The sequence below is a fragment of the Paraburkholderia sp. genome, assembly GCF_050742655.1.
In the GTDB taxonomy this organism is placed as follows: domain Bacteria; phylum Pseudomonadota; class Gammaproteobacteria; order Burkholderiales; family Burkholderiaceae; genus Paraburkholderia.
Genome location: NZ_JBOIGG010000015.1, coordinates 178,855 through 194,056, shown reverse-complemented (window position 1 = coordinate 194,056; position 15,202 = coordinate 178,855). Strand labels below are relative to the sequence as shown.

The following is a 15,202-nucleotide window of genomic DNA, read 5'->3' as shown; positions in this document are numbered from 1 at the left end:
TGCTGCTCATAGGCCATCACCCAGCGCTGCACAACCGAGCGACTCATACCGTGTCGCTCGGCAAGCGCCCGCGTCCCACCGGCGCCGCCCAGATACTGCTTCACTACTTTCAGCTTTAACTGCTCACCGTACTTCGCCATGAAAAACACCCCAAAGGTTGGATCGGTGTCCAACTTTTGGGGTGCAGTTCAGACGGGGTGAACCCGCGAGGCCGTTTTTTATTGGCTGTATCGGTGAAGAGGCCCGCAGGCGTCGGACGGCGTCAGATGCCGACGCCCATGATCGCAAGCGCGCCGAGCACGACGAACATCACCGCCGCGATGCCATGCACGAGCTTGGTCGGCAGACGATGCGCGAAGCGGTCGCCGAGCAGGATCGCCGGCACGTTCGCGAGCATCATCCCGAGCGTCGTGCCTGCCACTACACCGAAGAAGTCGTGGAAGCGCGCGGCGAGCGCGACGGTCGCGAGCTGCGTCTTGTCGCCCATCTCGGCGAGGAAAAACGTGACCACAGTCGCACCGAACACGCCGAGCCGGTTGCGAGCCGCTTTCGCTTCGTCGTCGTCGAGCTTGTCGGGCACGAGGATCCACAACCCCATCCCGATGAACGATGCGGCGAGTGCCCAGCGCATGATGGTCGGCGTGACGAGCGAGCCGAGCCACGCACCGAGTGCGCCGGCGCCCGCGTGATTGATCAGCGTCGCGACGAGAACGCCGAGAATGATCGGTAGAGGTTTGCGATAGCGGGCGGCGAGGACGAGCGACAGCAGTTGTGTCTTGTCGCCGATTTCGGCAAGCGCGACTGCGCCTGTTGAGATCAGAAAGGCTTGTTCCACGTGTGATTGTCTTCCGGGCCGAGATGAGTGCGAGCGACGATCCACGACGCACCGGGCCCTGTGACGGCGGTCATGGATCATCGGTCTCGCCAGGCCCGAGGCTGCGTCTGCCATGGCCACGAAGGCCAAGTTTGTTGACAGACGCCCCCGCGAAACACGCGCTGTGCGCCCGGTGAAACGGGTGGCGCTAGCGTGCTGCGGGGCGGCTACTCCCCAATGAAGCGCGAAGTATAGCACGGGGGTTTTATCGTACCGGTCCCGCGGCAGGGCAGCCGTGCTGCGGTATTACGCCGCGATCTTCGCCGCGCGCACCGGATGCGCACGCTGCGTTTGCCCGTCGCGCCGATGCACGCATCGCCCGGCCGAGTAAGTCGCATACACGGCACGATCGTCGCCGAGCAGCGCGAGCGCGAACAGCAGTTCCTCCAGCGATTCGACCCGCGACGTGCGGCGCGCGAGCAGCGGCGTCGCGGCCGGATCGAGCACGACGAAGTCCGCTTCCGAACCCGGCGCAAGCGTGCCGATCTTGTCGCCGAGATCGAGTGCCTGTGCGGCGCCGGCCGTCGCGAGCCAGAACATCCGCGTCGCGGTGAGGTGATGGCCGGCGAGGCGCGCGACCTTGTGCGCTTCGTTCATCGTCTGCAGCATCGAGAACGACGTGCCGCCGCCGACGTCGGTCGCGAGCGTGACTGGCATGCCGGTTTCACCGGCCTTGTCGAAATCGAACAGCCCGCTGCCGAGAAACAGGTTCGACGTCGGGCAATGCGCGGCGACCGTGCCGGTCTGCGCCATCCGTCGACGGTCTTCGTCGTCGAGATGGATGCAGTGGCCGTACACCGCGCGCCGGCGCAGCAGCCCGTAGTGATCGTAGATGTCGAGGTAGCTGCGGTGACCCGGAAACAGACTCTCCACCCACTTCACTTCGTCCGTATTTTCCGCGACGTGGCTCTGGATAAACACATCCGGATGCTGCTTCGCGAGCGTCGTGCACGCCTCGAGCTGCGCTTCGGTCGACGTCGGCGCGAAGCGCGGCGTGAGCGCGTACATCTGCCGGCCGTGGTTGTGCCAGCGACCGATCAGTTCGGCGCTGTCGTCGTAGCCGGACTGCGCGGTGTCGCGCAGGAACTCGGGGCAGTTGCGGTCCATCAGCACCTTGCCGGCGACCATCCGCAGATTGCGTGCATCGCTCTCGGCGAAGAGCGCGTCCGCCGACTGCTTGTGCACCGTGCAGTAGACGAGCGCGGTCGTGGTGCCGCACGCGAGCAGTTCGTCGACGAAGAAGCGCGCGGTGTCCGCGGCGACCGCGGGGTCGCCGAAGCTGCGTTCGGTCGGGAACGTGTACGTGTCGAGCCACGGCAGCAATCCAGGTGCAGGCGACGCGATCATGTCGGTCTGCGGATAGTGGATGTGCGTATCGATGAAGCCCGGCACGATCAGCTTGTCGCGCATGTCATGGACCGTCGTGCCCGGCGCGAGCCGCGCCGACACCGCCGCATATGCGCCCGTCGCTACGACGCGACCGTCGTCGACGACCAGCAGACCGTCTTCGTCGAAGACCGCCGCATGGGACGATTGCGCGGGGTCGCCGGTGAAGGTCAGCAGGGAAGCGCGATAAGCCGTTTGAGTCATGGGAAAAACTGTCTCCGTAATTTGGGAATGGAAAAGGCCGGTCAGCGTGCGGCCGAGCCGTGCCAGTGCGCGTCGAGTCGCGCGATCAGCGCGTCGCGCTCGGCCGGCGTGACGAACGACGCTTCGAAGCTGTTTCGGACGAGTGTGTAGACCTCGCTGTCGGTGAGCTTCAGTGCGTCGATCGTCGCGAAGTAGTTGGCGTTGACGTAGCCGCCGAAATACGCGGGATCGTCGGAGTTCACGGTGACCGCGACGCCGCGATCGAGCAGCGCTTTCAGCGTGTGCTTCGTGAGATCGTCGAACACGCACAGCTTCAGGTTCGACAGCGGACAGACCGTCAGTGCGACGCGCGTATCGGCGAGCCGCGTGACGAGCGCCGGGTCTTCGATGCTGCGCACGCCGTGATCGACACGATCCACCTTCAGCAGATCGAGCGCTTCGTACACGTACGACGGCGGACCTTCCTCGCCCGCGTGCGCGACGAGCTTGAGCCCCTTTGCGCGCGCCTTCGCGAACACACGCTCGAACTTCGACGGCGGATGACCGCGCTCCGACGAATCGAGGCCCACACCGATCAGCCGGTGCGGGTAGCGGTCGAAGAGCGGCAGCGCGGCGTCGAAGGTGGCGAGCGCGTCTTCTTCGGATAGATGGCGCAGGAAACACAGGATCAGTTTGCTCGACAGCCCGCGCCGCTCGCCTTCAGCAAGCGCGCGTTCGATGCCGGCGACTACCGTGTCGATCGATACGCCGCGTTCGGTGTGCGTCTGCGGATCGAAGAAAATCTCCGTGTGCGCGACGTGATCGTCGAGCGCACGCTCGACGTAGGCCATCGTCATGTCGTAGAAATCCTGCTCGGTGAGCAGCACGCTCGCGCCCGCGTAGTAGATGTCGAGGAACGACTGCAGATCGGTGAATGCGTACGCGGTGCGCAGTTCGTCGATCGACGCGAACGGCAGCGTCACGCCGTTGCGTTCGGCGAGCCGGAAGATCAGCTCGGGTTCGAGCGAGCCTTCGATGTGAATGTGCAGTTCGGCCTTCGGCGCGCGAGCGACCTTGTCAGCGAGAGTCGGGGTGATCGTCGTAGTCATGTTCGTGGTGGGTGGGTGCGTTTCGTTCTGTTCGTTCGATTCGGTGCATTCGGCGCATCAAGCAGCGCGCGCCGTTGGTGTTCGGCGCGCCTCGTGCGGACCGAAGACCGCGCGTTCAGGGCGCGCCGTGCTGCGCGTTCGCCTCGACGGCCTGCAGTATCTGCGCCGCAGCGGAGATCGCGATGATCTCCGGCGACTTGTCGACGATGCCGTCGACGCCGAGCGGACACTTCATCCGTGCAATCTGCGCGGGATCGATGCCGCGCGCGGCGAGCCGGTGCTCGAACTGCTTGCGCTTCGTGTGCGAGCCGATCACGCCCAGGAACGCGTAATCGCCGCGCAGCAGGATGCGCGTGGCCAGCTCGAAGTCGCGCTCGTGGTCGTGCGTCATCACGATGAAGTAGGTGCGTGGCGTGGCATCGTCGATGAGCGAGTTGGGGTCGTCGGTTGCCTCGATCGTGAGGTTTGCCGCGTGCAGCGTGCCGGGCGGAGGAAACTGCGCGTCGCGCCCATCGATCCAGCGTACACGGCACGGCAGCGTCGCGAGCACGCGCACCAGCGCCGCACCGACGTGGCCCGCGCCGAACAGCATCACCGCGAAGTCGCGCGGCGCGATGGTTTCGGTCAGCAACGCGCCGCTCGCTTCGAAGCCGGGGCCGTCCCACAGCAGACAGTCCGCGCGCTCGACGCCGGGCTCCGGTTCGGACAGCAGCACTGCATCCGGTGCGGCGCCGAACGACACGCTGCGCACGGTCGACTGACCGGCGGCGAGGCGCTTCGCGAGCGACGTGACCCAGCCCAGATCGCCGACGTCGAGCCGTTCGAACGCGAGCACGACAGCGCCGCCGCAGCATTGCCCGAGACTCGGCCCGAGCGCGAAGCGTTCGAGCCGGCGCGTGCGCGGCGTGCGCATGCCGTCCTTCAGCACCTGGCGCGCGGTCTCGATTGCTTTCCATTCGAGGTGGCCGCCGCCGATCGTGTGCTTCGCCGATTCGCGCGTGACGATCATCTTCGTGCCGGCTTCGCGCGGCGCCGATCCTTCGGCGCGCGCGACCGTGACGAGCACGACGGCATCGCCGTGCGCGAGCAGCTGCTGCAGATCGGGTAACCAGGCTTCCATCCGCGTGCTCCGTCAGGGACCGCCCGAGACGTTCGGGCGAGTGGGTGAGTGCGGCGAAGGACTGGCAAATGCTGTGCTGGCGTTACCCGAGCGCTCCAGGGATGCGAGCCGATACGATGCCGCGGCCGCCGCGGTGTCGCGGACGGTTCTCTGGCTCAGGCTCGGGATGCGGATGGTTGGCGTTGTCATGGCGGAATCCGAAAGTGCGCGAAAGACATTGCGGACCGGGCGCGCGTTACGCAGGGGGGCGCGCCGCAGCCGGCCTCGCGCACGTAGATCGCCATCCAGTTCCGAAGATAGCACTCCCGCGCGAGGAAAATATTCCCCCCGGGTAATGAGGGGTATCAGCCGGGGGGTATCGGCGTGGAGGAATTCGCGATGGCCCCCGACAATCCTGTGATTCGCAGATACAGCGGAAGTTGCGCGGCGTGAGAGGCTTGCGGGTCTTGCCGGTTTTGCCATTACGCACGGTTCAAAGCTTGAGCCGGGTGTCGTAGCGCCACTTCTCCGTTTTCTCGAAGGTGATCTTCGCTGAGTCCGCGTGTGCGGGGTTGATCAGCACGTTGTGCTCCTGCGGCACAACGACGGACGGGACGACCAGCAGCGCGCTCTTCTGCTCCTTGAGCCATTTTTCGCCGGCGTCGACGCTGACCTTGCCCCACGGCACCGCATCCCAGCCGACATGTCTGGATGGGTCGAGTTTGATACGCGCCTTCCATACAGAAATCGGTACTGCGATTCTCACGAGGTAACGGTTCAGGGGCAAATCGCTCGCCTTGAAATGCACCAGCGTTTCGAGGTACGCCAGCGCAATCCGGTCCGACGTGTAGACCACCGGGGAATGCTGGGCATTCCATCGGCCGCCGCTGGACGCGGCGCCGGCCCCGCTGCTGTCTTCCGCGGTGTAGGTCAGCGTGTCGGTCCCGATGCGCCACAGATGGGTCGACACGCTCATGCGTAAGCGCCGCTCTGCGTCATTGCGAGCACTTTCGAGACCAGTTCCCGTCCCTCGGCCGTGTCCATGAATTCAGCGGGCCGCCGGCCACCAAGCGCGGGTACGGTGCGTTCCAGCCAGTCCGCCAGCCACTGTGCCGCGTTGAAGCCGTCGGGTTCGCCCGATTCCTCGACCATCGTCTGGACCTGTCCGATCAGCTTCGCAAGGCCCACCAGCCGCTCGCCCTGTTCAGTGGTGAGCCGCTGGTTCTCCTTGGCCTTCCGGTCGACGGTAGAAACAGCCAGCCCGAGCGTTTTGCTGATCTGCTCCTTGCTGCGATCCATCGAGCGCGCAATGCGCGCGACATCCTGCGCCGGCACGCCACTTTTGATCAATTCGATGCGTCTCGTCGGCCCAACGCGATAGACGTCGCCGAAATGGGTGATCTGGATGTGAGGCTCGTCATCGTGGCCGGTCACGAGGGACGATTCGCTGTCCCGCTCGTTCGCTTCATGGCGCACGTGATCACCGGATCGCACTTCCAGCGCGGACCCAGCGATGACTTTTACCGCTTTTCCGGGAGCCTTCGTTCTGGAGACAGCAGGCATGAGAATCCCCTAATTGAGGATTCAGTATAACCCATATGAGGGGATTGGGCGCGGGATCCCGCGCCCCGTCTCTCAACCGTACCGGCGCCGGTTACGCACGAGGCTCAGCACCAGCGGCACGAATGCGACGACGAAGCCGATCAGCGACCACGTCGGCAGCGACAGGCCGAGGATCGGCGGGTACGCCGTTTCGCACAGGCCGGCCACCTTGAACACGCCGGGCAGCCAGTGCGCTGGCGGCAGGCTGTCGACGAGCGGTTGCAGCGCATCGAACCCGCAGCTGAAGCCCGGGTTTGCCTGCACGTACACGTGACGCGCGGCGGTCACGATGCCCGCCGCCGCGGACAGCGTCGCGAGCAGTTCGAGCAGCCTCACGCCACGCCAGCCGCGCAGCCGTGCGCCGAGGAACGCGAAGATCGCGATCAGCAGATAGAAATAGCGTTGCATGATGCACAGCGGACACGGATCCTCGCGCTTGAAGTACTGCAGATACAGCGCGCCCGCGACCATCGCGAGGCAGATGAAACCGAGCAGGACGAGCAATGAGCGTTCGCGGCGCAGGACGGCGGGGTCGTTGTTCATGGGTCGATCGGGTGACGGTCGGAGGAGCCCGGCCAGATCGGCCGGGCGGGTGCTCGCGATTCTAGCGCGAACCCGCCCGGTTTCGCGCTGCGGCTAGCGGATCGTCGTCAGCACCGCTTCAACGGCGCGGCCGATCGCGAGCAGCGCGTCGTCGCCATGCGGCGCGCCCGCGAGCATCAGGCCGACCGGCGCGTCGCGGCGGCGGTGGCACGGCAGCGACAGCGCGCACGTATCGAGGAAATTGAACGCGCTCGGATTGCGCAGGATCAGCGCGTTCGTGCGGCCGAACGCGTCGTCGTCGGCGATCAGACCGGCGACCCGCGGCGGCACCACCGGCACCGTCGGCGCGACCAGCGCGTCGAAGCGTTGCCACAGCGTGCGTGCTGTGTCGAGCATCGCGCGGCGTTCGGCGAGCAGGTCGAGGTAGTCGGCGCCGGTCGCCGGCTGACCCTTCAGGATCCGCGTCAGCACGCGCGGGTCGTACAGGTCGCGATGCTGTTCGAGCAGCGGACGATGCCACGCATACGCCTCGATCGGCGAGAAGCCGAAGCGGTTGATTTCCGCGAGGCGGTCGAGCGGCGCGAAGCGCACTTCCGTGACGATCGCGCCGGCTGCTTCCAGATGCTTGAGCGCGGCGTCGACCGCGTCGGCGACGGCTGGCTCGACGCCGTCGGTCACGTAGTTCGTCAGCACGCCGAGGCGCACGCCTTCAAGCGGTCGTGCGTCCGGCACGCGCGGCTCGAGGCCGGCGAGCATCCGGTCCAGCAGCGCGCAGCACGCGACCGATACGCCGATCGGGCCGAACGAATCGAGTGTGGTCGACAGCGGTACGCCGCCCTGTTTCGGAATGCGGTCGGCGGTCGGCTTGAAGCCGGTCAGTCCGCACAACGCGGCCGGGATGCGGATCGAGCCGCCAGTGTCGGTGCCGAGCGCGATCGCCGCCATGCCATCCGCGACCGATGCCGCCGCGCCCGACGACGAGCCGCCCGAGATCCGTTCTTCGCCGGCTTCGCCACGGCGGTACGGCGACAGCGGGTTGCCGTAGTGCGGATTGAGCCCGAGCCCGGAGAACGCGAACTCGCTCATGTTGGTACGCCCGACGATCACCGCGCCCGCGCGTTTCAGTCGCGCGACGGCGACCGCGTCTGTCGTCGCGGGCTGCGCGTCGGCGAGTACGCGGGAGCCTGCGCGCGTCACCTGGCCTTCGATGTCGAACAGGTCCTTCACCGACACGGGGATGCCGGCGAGCGGCGACAGCACGGTGCCGGCGGCGCGCAGACGGTCGTGCGCGTCGGCGGCGGCGCGCGCGTGGTCCGCGTCGACGTGCATGAAGACGGTCGAGCCCTGGCCCGCCGGATCGGCGATCCGGTCGAGCGCGGTTTCGACGAGCGCGCGGCTCGTGGTGCGGCCCGCGGCGAGATCGGCGGCGAGCTGGGCGAGCGGCGGGAAGGGCGTGAATTCGGTGGTCATGGGGTTCAGATCCGGTTGAAAAGGGTCGCGCGGAATGCTTCGATGTGCCGCTGCACGGAGCGGCGCGCGCCTTCGGCGTCGCGTTCGCGCAGCAGGCGGAACAGTTCGAGATGTTCTTCGTGAACGTCTTCGAGATGATGCGGCTCGGACAGCGAGATGAACCAGAAACGCAGCGAGCGTTCGTGCAGCCCGCGCAGGATATCGGCGAGCACGGCGTTGCGCGACGCGGCCGAAATCGCCAGATGGAATTCGCGGTCGATGTCCATCATCCCTTCGACGTCGTGCGCGGCGACGCATACCGCCGAGCGGTCGAGCAGCGCCTGCATCGCGGCGAAATCCTGCGCCTGCGCGTGGCGCGCGGCCAGCTCGACGCAGTACGTTTCGTTGACGAGCCGCACGTCGATGATCGCGAGCACGTCGTCGAGCGACACGGGGCGCACCATGATGCCCTTGCGCGGCATGATGGTCAGCATCCCTTCGTGCACGAGTCGGTGCAGCGCCTGGTGGACCGGCGTGCGGCCGATGCCGGTCAGCGCCATCAGATTGGCTTCGTTGAGCACTTCGCTCGGGCGCAGACGCATCGTGATGATCTCGCGCTTGACGAAGTCGTAGGCCTGCTCGGCGAGGCTCGCGGTGTTCTGCCGTGCTGGTCGGGCAGAGCGGGAAGGGGATTGAAGCGTCATGAAAACGGGTGCGGTCGGTGTGGCCGCATTGTAGAACAACGCTTCGCGGCGCCAGGTCGACCGGCGCCGCAAAGCAGGCTGCACGGAACGTTAGCGGGCTGCGCCATGCAGCACCTTGACGCGCGGCATCGCGAGCGTCACGAGACCGCCGACGATCAGCGCGCCGGCGATCAGCAGCAGCCCGTACGTGACCGTGTGCGTCGCGTCCTTCACGAGCCCGAGTACATACGGGCTTACGTAGCCCGCGAGGTTCGCGATCGAGTTGATCACTGCGATGCCGGCGACCGCGGCCGTGCCCTGCAGGAACGTCGTCGACATCGACCAGAAGATGCCGAAGCCCGCGAGAATGCCGACGTACGCGATCGACAGGCCGGTCACCGCGAGCGGAATCGAGTTCGTCACCGACGCGCTGCCGATCAGTCCGGCCGCGCCGAGAAAACAGCACACCGCGTAGTGCCAGCGCCGCTCGCCCGTCACGTCCGACGAGCGGCCGATCAGGATCATCCCGATGCCCGCCGCGAGATACGGAATTGCGGTGACGAAGCCGTTGGTCACGAGATCGGTGACGCCGAGATCCTTGACGATCTGCGGTAGCCAGAACGAGAAACCCGCGTTGCCGGTGACGAGGCAGAAGTAAATCAGCGTGAGCAGCCAGAAGCGGCCCGAACGCAGCGCGACCGCGAGACTGTGCTCGGCGCCGGCCGCGGCGGCGGCCGTGTTTTCGCGCGCGAGCCGGGCGAGCACCACGCGCTTTTCATCGGCGCTGAGCCACGCGGCGTCGGCGGGCGTGTTGCGTAGCACGGCGAGCGCCCAGAAGCCGGCGAGGATCGAAGGGATGCCTTCGATCAGGAACATCCACTGCCAGCCGCGTAGCCCGTGCGTTTCATGCAATGCGGACATCAGGAAGCCGGACAGCGGCGCGCCAATGATGCCCGCGACCGGAATCGCGGCCATGAAGATGGCGACCATCCGCGCGCGGCGGTCGGACGGAAACCAGAACGTCAGATACAGCACGACGCCCGGCACGAGCCCCGCTTCCGCGATGCCGAGCAGGAAGCGCAGCACATAGAACGCGGTCTCCGAGCGGACGAACATCATCGCGCATGACAGGGCGCCCCACAGCATCGTGATACGCGCGATCGTCGCGCGGGCGCCGAAGCGTTTCAGCAGCAGGTTGCTCGGTACTTCGAACACGAAGTAGCCGAAGAAGAAGATCCCCGCGCCGAGCCCGTACGCGGCGTTCGACAGCCCGAGGTCGCCGGTGAACTGCAGCTTTGCGTAGCCGATGTTCACGCGGTCGAGATACGACAGCACGTAGACGAGGAACAGGAACGGCATGATGTGCCACGTGATCTTGCGCAGCGCGCCGGCTTCGAGTTCAGCGTCGGGGTGCGGAGCGGACGCCGGGCTGGACGCCGGGTCGGACACTTTAGTGGCAACGGGGGAGGGGCTCATCAAGTTCTCATTTGACGATGGGTAACGCGCGCACGCGATACGCGTGGCGCAGCGTGCGGTTCAGTACGGGATCGTGCAGTTCGAGTTCGAGCGCATCGCCGTCGCGCATCCCGACGATGCCGCCTTCCACCGCCAACGTGCCGCAGAACATCGCAGCACCGGCCGCGACCGGTGCGCGTTCGAGCAGGTCGGCGGCGGCGAGCAGCGACGCGACGCTGCCTTGCTGGTACACGCGCCGCTCGCCGTTCGCGATTGCATACGAGCGCAGTTCCAGTTGGTCCCAATGGTCTGCGACGTCGTCGAAGTACCAGGCGTCACGTGCAACCGGCTTCGGACAGATCTGCTTCGACACCGTGACGCCATACGCCTCGACCTCGCGGTCCGTGTGATCGGAACCGACCGTCACGAGCAGGCCGTCGCCATCGACGCCGCGCACCAGCACGCATTCGGCTTCACCGCTCGACTTCACGCCGACCACGTCGATCTGTTCGGCCTGCGTCACGAGTTCGGCGCCGAGCCGGTAGAAGCACGGTGTCGTCGACGGGCGTTTCACGCCCAGTGCCGCGAGTTCGGCGATGTGATGCTCGATCGCCGCCTGGTCGCGGCCCGCCCAGCCGGCGATGGTCAGCCGGTCGAGTGCGACGGTGTTGACAGTGGATACGGCGCTCGTTCCCGAGCGGCTCACGACATTGAACGACACCTGCGACATGACGGACTCCCGTTTGAATATGCGCCAGATATTATTGTGATATTTCACAGACGTCCAGCGTGTCAAAAACATTCCGGCCATGCCTGGCGGCCTGCAACGGCCGGTAACGGGCTAGCGGTGGCCCATCAGGCCGCCTGAAATGGGCCGGCCAACCACGTGGGTTACTATTTGCTTCTTATTGATTACTTTTTGTAAGGGGCGTGCGCATGCACCACGGCATCGGCTTCATTCAGGATCTGGCGGTCGTGATGGCGCTCGCCGGCGTCGTCACCGTGCTGTTCCATCGCCTGAACCAGCCGGTGGTGCTCGGCTACATCGCTGCAGGCGTGATCATCGGGCCGTACACGCCGCCGTTTCAGCTGATCCACGACGAGCAGACCATCCAGACGCTCGGCGAACTTGGTGTCGTGTTCCTGATGTTTTCGCTCGGCCTCGAATTCAGTCTGCGCAAGCTGTTCAAGGTCGGTGCGACAGCGATCGTCGCGGCGCTGTCGGAGATCGTGCTGATGCTGTGGATCGGCTACGAGATCGGCAGTGCGTTCGGCTGGAGCCCGATGGACTCGCTGTTCCTCGGCGCGATCCTCGCGATCTCGTCGACGACGATCATCGTCAAGGCGCTGTCCGAACTCGGCCTGAAACGCGAGAACTTCGCGCAGCTGGTGTTCGGCATTCTGATCGTCGAGGACATCCTCGCGATCGCGATGCTCGTGCTGCTCTCCGGCATCGCGCAGACCGGCGAACTGAGCGCGGGCGTCGCGCTGATGACGCTCGGCAAGCTGCTGCTGTTCATGACGGTGTCGCTGGTGGTCGGCATCCTGGTCGTGCCACGCGCGCTCAACTACGTCGCGCGTTCGAAAAGCGACGAGATGCTGCTGGTGTCGGTGCTCGGTTTCTGCTTCGGTTTCTGCCTGCTGGTCGTGAAGCTCGACTACAGCATCGCGCTCGGCGCGTTCCTGATCGGCGCGATCATGGCCGAGTCGCGCCACCTGCACCGGATCGAGCATCTGATCGCGCCACTGCGCGATGCGTTTTCCGCGATCTTCTTCGTCACGATCGGGCTGATGCTCGACCCACGCGTGCTCGTCGACTACGCGTGGCCGATCGCGGTGATCACGGCTGCGGTGATCGTCGGCAAGATCGTGTCGTGCGGGCTCGGGACGTTCCTCGCAGGTAAGGACGGCCGCACCGCGATGCGCGTCGGCATGACGGTGTCGCAGATCGGCGAGTTCTCGTTCATCATCGCGTCGCTCGGCCTCACGTTGAAGGTGACGAGCGCGTTTCTTTATCCGATCGCGGTCGCCGTGTCCGCGTTGACGACGCTGTTCACGCCGTATCTGATCCGCGCAGCCGATCCGCTCACGCAGCGTCTTGGCCACGCGATGCCGCGCACCGTCGCGAACGTGTTCGGCATGTACGCGCAGTGGCTCGGCAGCCTGCGGCCCGCGAGCGGCGAGCCGACGGTGTTCAGTCTGACGCGGCGCATCGTGTTGCAGATCGTGGTGAATCTCGCGCTGGTCGCGGCGATTTTTCTCGGCGTGTCGTATGGCGCGCCGTACGCGAGCGGATTGATCGCGCACTGGCTCGGTTCCGAGCCGATGCAGCGTGTCGTGCTGTGGAGCGCCGCGCTGCTCCTGTCGATGCCGTTTCTCGTCGCGGTGTATCGCAAGACCAAGTCGCTCGCGCTGCTGCTTGCGGAGGTCGGTGTGCAGCCGGCGAAGGCGGGGCGCTTCACGAGCACGATCCGCTATGCGATCGCGGACCTCGTGCCGATCGTGTCGATGGTCGGCGTGTTTCTGCTGGTCGCGGCGCTGTCGGGCGGCATCCTGCCGCCGACCGGGCTGCTCGTTGCAGTGCTTGTCTGCGCGGCGGGGTTGCTCGCGCTGCTGTGGCGCTGGTGCGTGAAGATCCACGCGACGATGCAGATCGCGTTACGCGAAACCTTCGAAGAGCAGCCGGACCCTGAAAGCCCGGAAGCCTTGGACCGCTGATCGCGCAGAGGTTCGTCACCGGATCGCGGTAATGTGAGCAATTGTGTGCCGGTTTGCCCGGGCTTATCTGCTGGCGGATAATCGCGCCATGTCCATTCGTTCGCGTGCTGAGACGCGCCTCTGCCAACGTCATGAGCGAAAAAACTCCAGACCAGCCGGATTCAAAGCCTGACTCACGGCCTGCTTCATCTCCCACTCCGCCGACTGCGGCGGGTTCCAGCGACGCCGTGCAGGCGGCGTCAAGCGATTCGCCAGGCGAAGCGGCTGTCGCAGCCGCCGCCGCTCGGGCAGGCGTGCCGCCCCCGGGCTTCGGTACGCCACCCGATTTCGACGCATCGCGTCCGCCGCCGTCCAGTGCGCTGCCACCGGGGCAGCCCGCGTATCTGAAGCAAACCGATTCGGCGTGGTCGGTATTCGGCCGCATCGTCGCGGCGCGTGCGCGGCAGCTGTTCGATCGAGCGGGGCAGCGGATCACGCAGCGCACGCTGCGCATCGGCGTGTCCGCGCGGATCTTCCATCCGGAGCCGGGCGCGAAGGGACTGCGCGGCAAGACGCTGCAGTATCTGGAGGAATCGGTCGCGCACTGGGTGATGTCGCGCGATGTGATCGTGTTCATGATTCCAACGGTCGGCCAGCAGGGGATGCTGCACCCGAGCAATATCCGGCTACGCGACTACGCGAAGCATCTCGACGGGCTGCTGCTGCAGGGCGGCGCGGACGTGTCGCCGCAGTCGTACACGGAAGCCGCGACGCACCCCGAATGGCCCGGCGACCGCGTGCGCGACATGTACGAGCTCGAGCTGTTCCACGAGTTCGTCGAGTCGGGCAAGCCAGTGCTCGGCGTGTGCCGCGGCTGCCAGCTGATCAACGTTGCGTTCGGCGGCACGCTGTATCAGGACATCGCCACCGACGTCCCGACCGCCGGCGTTCATGTCAGCGAGCATTACGACCAGCATCGCCACGCCGTGCATTTTCCTGACGGCTCGACACTCGCGAACATGTTCCCCGGCCGGCGCGATGCGATCGTCAACTCGATCCACCATCAGGCGGTGAAGACGCTCGGACGCGATCTGAACATCGAGGCGGTCTCGGCGTCGGACGGCATCATCGAAGCGGTGCGCTACCGGCGCGCGCCGTTCGTGATGGGCGTGCAGTGGCACCCGGAGTTTCATCGCGCGGGCGGCGCCGAACTGCTCGACTGCACGCCGCTGCTCGACACGTTTCTGCGGGTTGCGCGGGAGACGCGGTTCTAGGCGCGGGTTTTTGCTGCTGCCTCAACCCGCCTTCGTGCGATCCAGCAGGTATACGTAGCGCAGTGCGGTGATGTCGATGCCGCCCAGGTGGTCCGGCTCCGCGCCGGAAAATTCCCAGCCCTGGCGTTCGTAGAAGCGGATGGCCGGGTCGTTGCCTTCGAGCACATATAGATACAGCTGCGATTCGCCCTGTTCGCGCGCCCAGTCCTGCGCGGCGCGCATCAGCAGCTTGCCCGCACCGATGCCCTGATGCGCGGGCAGTGCGTGCAGGTTGTCGAGCAGCACGCCCCAGGGCGCATCGATTTCCCGTTCGACGCAGACAAAGCCGATTGCCTCGCCCGCGCGCTCGGCGATCCGCACGAGGCGCCGCCCGGCGCCTGGCGAGTTCATCCGGTCGCGCCAGTACGTCGAGCGTTCGCGCGTGACTTCGCTGTCGAGAAACGCGTCGGGCAGGAGCCCGCGGTAAGTGGCCTGCCAGCTCGCGGCGTGAATCGACGCGATGAGCGCCGCGTCGGCGACGGTGGCCGGGCGCAGCGTGAGAGAAGCGGGGGTAGAAGCGGCGGTCATCGGGTAGTGGAGAGTCGAGGTTCGAAGCGGTCGAGCGCAAAGTGTACCGCCGCGATGCGGAGCGGCGCATCGCACGACGCGGACTGCTCCATCGCGAACGCAACCGCAACCGACGATGCGCAACGACAGATACGCACCACATGCGCCGCGGAACGGTGAATTGCAGCGAACCGCAGCGCAGGCGGACTGCAACCCCGGTAATATTCCGGCAGACAGACGCGCCCCACGCATCTCCATGTTTACCCTGATATCGAAGCGACGGGTGCAGCGTCAGAATGCAG

General features: G+C 66.1%; 14 protein-coding genes, 1 pseudogene and 1 riboswitch. Of the genes and pseudogenes, 2 read left to right on the top strand and 13 right to left on the bottom strand.

The window, feature by feature from the left end; translation table 11 throughout:
• From ACREXZ_RS21380 to ACREXZ_RS21325, 12 genes are all read right to left on the bottom strand, one after another.
• On the bottom strand, positions 1-140 hold a 140-nt coding region (locus ACREXZ_RS21380; protein ID WP_431766115.1), incomplete at its 3' end, for a helix-turn-helix domain-containing protein.
• A gap of 122 nt (positions 141-262) precedes the next feature.
• Positions 263-835 (bottom strand): TMEM165/GDT1 family protein, encoded by a 573-nt coding sequence (locus ACREXZ_RS21375; RefSeq protein ID WP_431766101.1) that lies wholly within the window; start codon positions 833-835, stop codon positions 263-265.
• A 38-nt stretch (positions 836-873) separates the two neighbouring features.
• Positions 874-1,062: riboswitch (yybP-ykoY riboswitch) on the bottom strand.
• A 58-nt stretch (positions 1,063-1,120) separates the two neighbouring features.
• A complete protein-coding gene (gene guaD / locus ACREXZ_RS21370; protein ID WP_431766100.1) occupies positions 1,121-2,464 on the bottom strand; it encodes a guanine deaminase in 1,344 nt (447 codons plus the stop codon).
• Between the two features lie 41 nt (positions 2,465-2,505).
• Positions 2,506-3,552 carry an adenosine deaminase gene (locus ACREXZ_RS21365; protein WP_431766099.1) on the bottom strand — a complete coding sequence of 349 codons (1,047 nt, stop codon included), beginning with the start codon at positions 3,550-3,552 and terminating at the stop codon, positions 2,506-2,508.
• A 115-nt stretch (positions 3,553-3,667) separates the two neighbouring features.
• The gene (gene xdhC / locus ACREXZ_RS21360) at positions 3,668-4,672 is read right to left on the bottom strand and encodes a xanthine dehydrogenase accessory protein XdhC (protein ID WP_431766098.1); all 1,005 of its coding nucleotides are present in this window, start codon (positions 4,670-4,672) and stop codon (positions 3,668-3,670) included.
• 472 nt (positions 4,673-5,144) lie between these two features.
• The gene (locus ACREXZ_RS21355; RefSeq protein ID WP_431766097.1) at positions 5,145-5,627 is read right to left on the bottom strand and encodes an RES family NAD+ phosphorylase; all 483 of its coding nucleotides are present in this window, start codon (positions 5,625-5,627) and stop codon (positions 5,145-5,147) included.
• Entirely contained in the window at positions 5,624-6,214 is a 591-nt protein-coding gene (gene parS, locus ACREXZ_RS21350) for a type II RES/Xre toxin-antitoxin system antitoxin (RefSeq protein ID WP_431766096.1), read from the bottom strand. Before parS ends, ACREXZ_RS21355 begins: the two co-directional genes overlap by 4 nt.
• A gap of 72 nt (positions 6,215-6,286) precedes the next feature.
• Positions 6,287-6,796 carry a disulfide bond formation protein B gene (locus ACREXZ_RS21345; protein WP_431766095.1) on the bottom strand — a complete coding sequence of 170 codons (510 nt, stop codon included), beginning with the start codon at positions 6,794-6,796 and terminating at the stop codon, positions 6,287-6,289.
• Positions 6,797-6,889: 93 nt separating this feature from the next.
• A complete protein-coding gene (locus tag ACREXZ_RS21340) occupies positions 6,890-8,266 on the bottom strand; it encodes an amidase (RefSeq protein ID WP_431766094.1) in 1,377 nt (458 codons plus the stop codon).
• A 5-nt stretch (positions 8,267-8,271) separates the two neighbouring features.
• Positions 8,272-8,949 carry a GntR family transcriptional regulator gene (locus tag ACREXZ_RS21335; RefSeq protein ID WP_431766093.1) on the bottom strand — a complete coding sequence of 226 codons (678 nt, stop codon included), beginning with the start codon at positions 8,947-8,949 and terminating at the stop codon, positions 8,272-8,274.
• Positions 8,950-9,039: 90 nt separating this feature from the next.
• The gene (locus ACREXZ_RS21330; protein ID WP_431766092.1) at positions 9,040-10,404 is read right to left on the bottom strand and encodes an MFS transporter; all 1,365 of its coding nucleotides are present in this window, start codon (positions 10,402-10,404) and stop codon (positions 9,040-9,042) included.
• 7 nt (positions 10,405-10,411) lie between these two features.
• Positions 10,412-11,113, bottom strand: a complete 702-nt coding sequence (locus ACREXZ_RS21325) for a DUF2848 domain-containing protein (protein ID WP_431766091.1) — start codon at positions 11,111-11,113, stop codon at positions 10,412-10,414.
• A 206-nt stretch (positions 11,114-11,319) separates the two neighbouring features.
• On the opposite strand from ACREXZ_RS21325, the gene ACREXZ_RS21320 reads away from it, so the two are divergent.
• Both ACREXZ_RS21320 and ACREXZ_RS21315 read left to right on the top strand, forming a co-directional pair.
• A complete protein-coding gene (locus ACREXZ_RS21320) occupies positions 11,320-13,101 on the top strand; it encodes a cation:proton antiporter (protein ID WP_431766090.1) in 1,782 nt (593 codons plus the stop codon).
• 287 nt (positions 13,102-13,388) lie between these two features.
• Positions 13,389-14,354, top strand: a pseudogene (locus tag ACREXZ_RS21315) (gamma-glutamyl-gamma-aminobutyrate hydrolase family protein); the annotation flags it as partial.
• A gap of 21 nt (positions 14,355-14,375) precedes the next feature.
• On the opposite strand, the gene ACREXZ_RS21310 reads toward ACREXZ_RS21315, so the two are convergent.
• The gene (locus tag ACREXZ_RS21310) at positions 14,376-14,921 is read right to left on the bottom strand and encodes an N-acetyltransferase family protein (RefSeq protein ID WP_431766089.1); all 546 of its coding nucleotides are present in this window, start codon (positions 14,919-14,921) and stop codon (positions 14,376-14,378) included.
• Positions 14,922-15,202: the final 281 nt, after the last annotated feature.

What these genes read in the sequence shown, in the direction of transcription:
- guaD (WP_431766100.1), bottom strand. Translation starts at nt 2,464, where the DNA reads ATGACTCAAACGGCTTATCGCGCTTCCCTGCTGACCTTCACCGGCGAC.
- ACREXZ_RS21365 (WP_431766099.1), bottom strand. Translation starts at nt 3,552, where the DNA reads ATGACTACGACGATCACCCCGACTCTCGCTGACAAGGTCGCTCGCGCG.
- xdhC (WP_431766098.1), bottom strand. Translation starts at nt 4,672, where the DNA reads ATGGAAGCCTGGTTACCCGATCTGCAGCAGCTGCTCGCGCACGGCGAT.
- ACREXZ_RS21355 (WP_431766097.1), bottom strand. Translation starts at nt 5,627, where the DNA reads ATGAGCGTGTCGACCCATCTGTGGCGCATCGGGACCGACACGCTGACC.
- parS (WP_431766096.1), bottom strand. Translation starts at nt 6,214, where the DNA reads ATGCCTGCTGTCTCCAGAACGAAGGCTCCCGGAAAAGCGGTAAAAGTC.
- ACREXZ_RS21345 (WP_431766095.1), bottom strand. Translation starts at nt 6,796, where the DNA reads ATGAACAACGACCCCGCCGTCCTGCGCCGCGAACGCTCATTGCTCGTC.
- ACREXZ_RS21340 (WP_431766094.1), bottom strand. Translation starts at nt 8,266, where the DNA reads ATGACCACCGAATTCACGCCCTTCCCGCCGCTCGCCCAGCTCGCCGCC.
- ACREXZ_RS21335 (WP_431766093.1), bottom strand. Translation starts at nt 8,949, where the DNA reads ATGACGCTTCAATCCCCTTCCCGCTCTGCCCGACCAGCACGGCAGAAC.
- ACREXZ_RS21330 (WP_431766092.1), bottom strand. Translation starts at nt 10,404, where the DNA reads ATGAGCCCCTCCCCCGTTGCCACTAAAGTGTCCGACCCGGCGTCCAGC.
- ACREXZ_RS21325 (WP_431766091.1), bottom strand. Translation starts at nt 11,113, where the DNA reads ATGTCGCAGGTGTCGTTCAATGTCGTGAGCCGCTCGGGAACGAGCGCC.
- ACREXZ_RS21320 (WP_431766090.1), top strand. Translation starts at nt 11,320, where the DNA reads ATGCACCACGGCATCGGCTTCATTCAGGATCTGGCGGTCGTGATGGCG.
- ACREXZ_RS21310 (WP_431766089.1), bottom strand. Translation starts at nt 14,921, where the DNA reads ATGACCGCCGCTTCTACCCCCGCTTCTCTCACGCTGCGCCCGGCCACC.